Raw genomic sequence first — 5,979 nt, 5'->3', positions numbered from 1 at the left:
TATTTTTTCTAAATTATCGAGCCATTGACCATTTTTATCCTGATCGAGATAAATACTGGGATTAATTAACTTGACATCAACCGGCAGCGGCAGACCTAAAAGTAAGGGCAGCGGATTTAATCCCAATTCGATCGCATCAATAGATAAACTATCAGCAGAATTGGCCGTAGCTGGAATTGCCGATTTACCGATACGAATCCGATTAAAATAAAAGCCCTCTATCTTACCTACCCTGACAGGTCTGTGCAGCATTTCACTGAAGATATTGTCTAAAATTGGGGTTAGACGTTCATAAACTAAATAACGAGTCGTAAAATAGCCAAGGGAGGTAATTCCTAGGAGAGTAATTCCCCCGACAATTAAAGTAGAAGGCCGGCGGACAAATCGACCGATACTCAGAAAAAGATTAGGACGAGGAGAAGGATCACCGGGGGAGTTACTCATAATTGTCTACCTCACACACACCAAAGAAAGGGCAATGGCTCACCAGAGCTAATGAACTATGATAATTCACCGCGGCACTGATAGCCCTCAATCGATTAATTGCAATTTTTTAGGCAATTATTGGGCTTAAATCCTGTGAGGAAGTCAAGGGCTGCGGCCAATTAAAAGCCTCTCTACCCATCTTAGCCTAAGACTCGAATGGCTGGCTAAAATTTTCGACAATCCGCCAAAATCTCGCCAGTTTCAACAGCCAACCGAATGAATATTGATCCCCCCACCAGTTTAATCAGAATATTGCCAGGATAAATAGGTTCGGAAATTGAAGATTGAGAGAAAAGTTGTGCGGACAGACAACAATCCGGCGCAGTCTGGAACAACGACCGGAAGCATTCAGTCATAGAATGTTGGGATTAGCACGTCTATTTTTACTGCAAAAATCGTCTTATAGATTAAAGATTATGAAAGCCAGATTATCGATCGCCCTAACCGCCCTAATGACCTTGGGCATAACTGCCACACCAGCGGCCAACTTTGACGAACAGGACATCGAGCAGACCCAGGTAGTAGCGATCGCTCGTCCCTACGGAGGTAATAAATTTGACCTGCTAGTCTTGGAACAAATCCAGGGAAAACAGAAGTGTTGGAACGAAAGCGGCTCAAATCCCGTCATGATCGACCCTCTACTCCTCAACTTTGACTTTACCGGCATTTGTCGCCGCGCCACCGATAGTAATGGTTATTCTATCCGTCTCGATGGCCGGGATTTTGGGCTAGATTACATCCTGCGTATTGTGGAACGCAATGGCGAATTATACTTAGTGGGAACTCCCCGGGATGCCCGCAGACCGGAATTAGTGGTGGGAAGAACCCGAGGAATGCAAACAGGATTTATGAAAATTATCCTCGAACCGGGTTGGAGATTTAGCCGTCGTACTTTCCAAGGCAAAAGTTTAGGCCACTTCTACTTTAGCGGCAAAGAAGCGGAAGTTCTCGCAGCCACCGGCAGACCTCCCGTCAGCGAAACCACTCCTCCCCCCACTTCTGGGGCCAGTTTTCAGGATATTAGCGGCGATATCTATAAAACTGAGATCGAAAAAGCGATCGCGCTTGGGGTAGTGGCTGGTTTTAAAGAAGATAACACCTTCCGCCCCGAAAATCCCGTCACCAGGGAACAATTCGTCTCGATGATTATTGAGGGGATGGGAACTGTCACCAAAATTAACCTAGAAGATATTCCCCCCGGCAGCGGCAGTTTTAACGACGTAGAAGCGACGCGCTGGAGTGCCAAAAAAATCCAATGGGCCCGGGCTAATGGTATTGTTGCCGGCAAAGCTAACGGCGAATTCCGCCCCACCGACCCCATCACCCGGGCCGAATTGATGGCGATTCTCAAACAGGCCGCCACCTACCTGAAAACTCAGCAAAAACAAGCCCCCGATTTAGCCCAAACTAAAACTCCCGTCAATTTTTCCGATACTTCCGGTCATTGGGCCGCCAGTTTAATTACCCAGATGTCGGGATTTTGCGGTGTGGCCTCTCCCTTGAACGAACAGGGTAGTTCTTTTGTACCAAATGATCCCGCCCGTCGTAACTACGCGGCAGCTGCCATCGTCCGTACCCTCGATTGTGTTAAAACCGCCAAAAAATAAGTAGGGTTTGCGGCAAAAAGTTTTTCCTAGGAGTAGGTTGTCGGGTTTCAGCCATTTTTGGGTGGTCAATTACCTAAAATTCAGGGACTTTTTCCCTGAATTTTCCCCCCGCTCACTCCCAGTCCCGGAACTTTTTGATCTCAAAAAGGCCTAAAGATATTATCCAATTACTGATGACTGATGACCGATGACCGATGACTGATTACTGATTACTGGTCACTGATTACTGATTACTGATTACTGATTGTGGTTATTAATTTTTACTTTAGGTATGCCGTCGAGTATTCCCGCTAGACTGGAAAATAATGCACCTCGGCTAGACAAAATCCTATGGTAAAGCTGCTCGAAAATCCTCTCCGAGTGGGATTGCGACAAGAAAGAACCCCAGAACCCTTAATCTTAGTCATTTTTGGGGCATCAGGAGACTTAACCCAAAGAAAACTGGTTCCTGCTCTCTATCAACTGAAACGGGAAAGACGACTGCCGGCCGAATTAACCATCGTCGGTACAGCGCGCCGAGAGTGGAGTCATGATTATTTTCGCCAACAGATGCGCCAAGGCATCGAAGAATTTTCCGACGGGATTGGCAGTGAGGAATATTGGCAAGACTTCGCCCAAGGGTTGTACTATTTCCCCGGCAACATGGACGATCCGGAAAGTTACGCCAAAATGAAAGTTTTTCTGGAAGAATTAGACGGAATCCGGGGAACCCGTGGCAATCGAGTCTTTTATCTAGCGGTTTCTCCTAATTTCTTCCCTCCCGGTCTTAAAAACCTTGGCGCGGCTGGAATGCTGAAAGACCCAATTAAACACCGGTTAGTGATCGAAAAACCCTTTGGCAAAGATCTCAGTTCTGCCCAAGTTCTCAATCGAGTCGTACAAGAGGTTTGTCAGGAGAACCAAGTTTATCGCATTGACCACTATTTAGGCAAGGAAACCGTCCAAAACTTGCTGGTGTTCCGATTTGCTAACGCTATCTTTGAACCCCTCTGGAATCGTCAATTTATCGATCACGTCCAGATTACCGTGGCCGAAACCGTGGGAGTGGAGGAGCGGGCCGGATATTACGAAAAATCGGGAGCTTTGCGCGATATGGTGCAAAATCACCTGATGCAGTTATTCTGCTTGACGGCGATGGAAGCACCCAACGCTATTAACGCTGATAGTGTCCGCGGCGAAAAAGTCAAAGTCCTGCAAGCGACTCACTTGGCCGATATTAATAACCTAGAAAAATCCGCCATCCGCGGCCAGTATAAAGCCGGTTGGATGAAAGGAAAACCCATTCCGGGCTATCGGGAAGAACCGGGGGTTAATCCGGAATCGACCACCCCCACCTACGTGGCCATGAAATTAATGGTAGATAACTGGCGTTGGCAGGGTGTCCCTTTCTATCTGCGTACCGGTAAACGTCTGCCGAAAAAAGTTTCCGAGATTGCCATCCAATTCCGCCATGTGCCGTTATTAATCTTCCAATCGGCGGCTCAACAAACTAATGCAAATGTACTGAGTATGCGAATCCAGCCTAACGAAGGTATTGCCCTCCGTTTTGAGGCGAAAATGCCGGGGTCAGAATTACGCACACGCACGGTAGAAATGGACTTTAGTTATGGTTCCTCCTTCGGTGTTGCCAGCGCTGATGCCTATAATCGGCTACTTTTAGACGCTATGCTGGGAGATCAAACCCTATTTACCCGTTCTGACGAGGTAGAAGAAGCATGGCGCATCGTTACTCCCGCTCTCGCCGCTTGGGACGCTCCCGCCGATCCCGCCTCCGTACCCCAATACGAAGCGGGTACCTGGGAACCCACAGAAGCAGAATTTCTCCTTAACCGCGATGGCCGTCGTTGGCGACGACTCTAAAACAGTGAACAGTAATCAGTAATCAGTAAACAGTAAACAGTGAGCAGTAATCAGTGAGCAGTAAACAGTAATCAGTAAACTAAAAACTCACATCTGATAACTGATAACTGATAACTGATAACTGATAACTCACACCTGATAACTGATAACTGGTAACTGATAACTGATAACTGATAACTGATAACTGATAACTGACATGACTACCCAAAGCCCCCCCATTGTCTCCCTGCAAGCACCGAAAGATGTTTCCATCGATGTGATCGAGCAGGAACTGCGCGATATCTGGCAATCCTATAATAATAATGAGGATGGTATGGCCGCCACCCGGGCCACCACCTTTAGCTTTATTGTCTATGAACCCGATGCGGTACAGGAATTGTTAACCCTTCTCGGCTATTACACCGGCCCGATTGATGGTATTGCCGGTCCGCGAACCCACGCCGCCATCAAAGTCGCCCAGAAGGACCTAGAACTAGAAGTAACCGGACATTCTAGCGATGAATTTGTCGCCAGGTTAAGGGCGGCCTGGGAAGCGGAAAAAAACGCCGAGGATGGGGCTAATCATCGTCAATACGCCGCCGATTTGGATGCGATTGGAGTGGCAGATGCAATCGCTGCCTCCAATCCCTGTCGCATTATTACCCTCTGTCCCACTGCCGAGGCCGATGAAGGGGTAAAAGCCTCTGTTTCTGCCTATTGTCCCGTTAACAAACGTAGTCAGAACACTTTAGTTTGCTGTGAATACGTTACTTTAAGCGGTACAGCGGAAGCTTTGGAACGAATTGGCGGCATTATTTCCGAGTTAACTATTCCCAGTTTGCCCAAATTTCTCTGGTGGAAAGCCAGTCCCGATGCGGAATATGGACTATTTAAGCGTCTGGCCAGTCAATGTGATACGATTATCGTCGATTCCAGCACTTTTCGGGAACCGGAAACGGAACTGCTGCAAGTGGGGGATTTATTAGCCACAGATGTACCATTAGCTGACCTGAACTGGAGTCGTCTCGCTCCTTGGCAAGAACTAACCGCCGAGGCTTTTGATCCACCGGAGCGCCGGGATGCTATTCTGGAAGTCGATCGCATCACTATTGATTACGAAAAGGGCAATCCTTGTCAAGCTTTTATGTTCCTCGGTTGGATGGCCAGCCGGTTACAATGGCGACCGGTGGGATATAGTCACCGGTCGGGAGATTACGCTATTCATCGGATTAGCTTCCTCGGTCAGGACCAGCGTTTAATTGAGGCGGAATTAGCCGGTGTTCCCGTGGCCGATTGGGGTGAAGTACAAGGAGATCTGATTAGTATTAAACTCACTTCTACTAATCTTCAGGCTGATTGTTGCACTGTAATTTGTTCGGGAACTACCGGCTGTATGCGGATGGAAGCTTCGGGAGGGGCCCAATCTTGCCGGGTTGAACAAGTGTCCCATCTGGAAGACCAAAAAACAGAAACTCTGCTAGGTAAACAGTTACAGCGTTGGGGCCAGGACGTGCTTTATCAAGAAAGCATGAAAGTCACCGGTGCTATCCTCAAATTATCCCAACCAGATTAGCAAATTAGCGACAATAATCCCACCCACTTTCAAGAGACCTTGTTAACAAGGTCTCTCGATATTTATCCGGCAGTCAGCACCTGATTAAAACCGATAATTGTAGCTTTTCAGAAAACAGGTTATTATAAAGACAGAGCTTTGCTTTCAAGGGGTCAATATGGTCGCAACCACTGAGAAACGCTACACAGTCGCAGAATACTTTCAACTAGAGGAAGCTGCCACCGACAGACACGAGTATCGAGATGGAGAAATTATTATTATGACTGGGGGAACTCCTAACCATAATCGCATTGCCTTGAATTTCTGTAGAAAATTTCCCTTAACTATCCAGAATCAAGCCTATGATATATTTATCAACGATCTACGCTTGGCCATACCCGCCTATAATATGTACACCTATCCCGATATTATGATCGTTAAGGGAGAACCAATTCTTGAAAGAGGACGCACCGATACGATTACCAATCCACAGGT

The 5,979-nt window shown here is 47.2% G+C and carries 4 protein-coding genes and 1 pseudogene; 4 read left to right on the top strand and 1 reads right to left on the bottom strand.

What is annotated here, in order from left to right:
- A pseudogene (locus PX484_RS24230) lies at positions 1-444 on the bottom strand (hypothetical protein); the annotation flags it as partial.
- A 458-nt stretch (positions 445-902) separates the two neighbouring features.
- Between PX484_RS24230 and PX484_RS24225 the strand changes: the two are divergent.
- From PX484_RS24225 to PX484_RS24210, 4 genes are all read left to right on the top strand, one after another.
- Positions 903-2,093, top strand: a complete 1,191-nt coding sequence (locus tag PX484_RS24225; protein ID WP_287670180.1) for a DUF3747 domain-containing protein — start codon at positions 903-905, stop codon at positions 2,091-2,093.
- Positions 2,094-2,423: 330 nt separating this feature from the next.
- Positions 2,424-3,953: a glucose-6-phosphate dehydrogenase gene (zwf, locus tag PX484_RS24220; RefSeq protein WP_002802729.1), complete on the top strand. Its 1,530-nt coding sequence runs from the start codon at positions 2,424-2,426 to the stop codon at positions 3,951-3,953.
- A gap of 196 nt (positions 3,954-4,149) precedes the next feature.
- Positions 4,150-5,505 (top strand): glucose-6-phosphate dehydrogenase assembly protein OpcA, encoded by a 1,356-nt coding sequence (gene opcA, locus PX484_RS24215; protein WP_287766245.1) that lies wholly within the window; start codon positions 4,150-4,152, stop codon positions 5,503-5,505.
- A gap of 157 nt (positions 5,506-5,662) precedes the next feature.
- The coding region (locus PX484_RS24210; RefSeq protein WP_288105973.1) for a Uma2 family endonuclease at positions 5,663-5,979 on the top strand (317 nt) is incomplete at its 3' end.

It is taken from the genome of Microcystis sp. M49636_WE2 (genome assembly GCF_030065375.1).
GTDB lineage: Bacteria > Cyanobacteriota > Cyanobacteriia > Cyanobacteriales > Microcystaceae > Microcystis > Microcystis aeruginosa_C.
The sequence above is the reverse complement of the archived record's forward strand: the minus strand, read 5'-3'. Positions and strand labels throughout refer to the sequence as shown.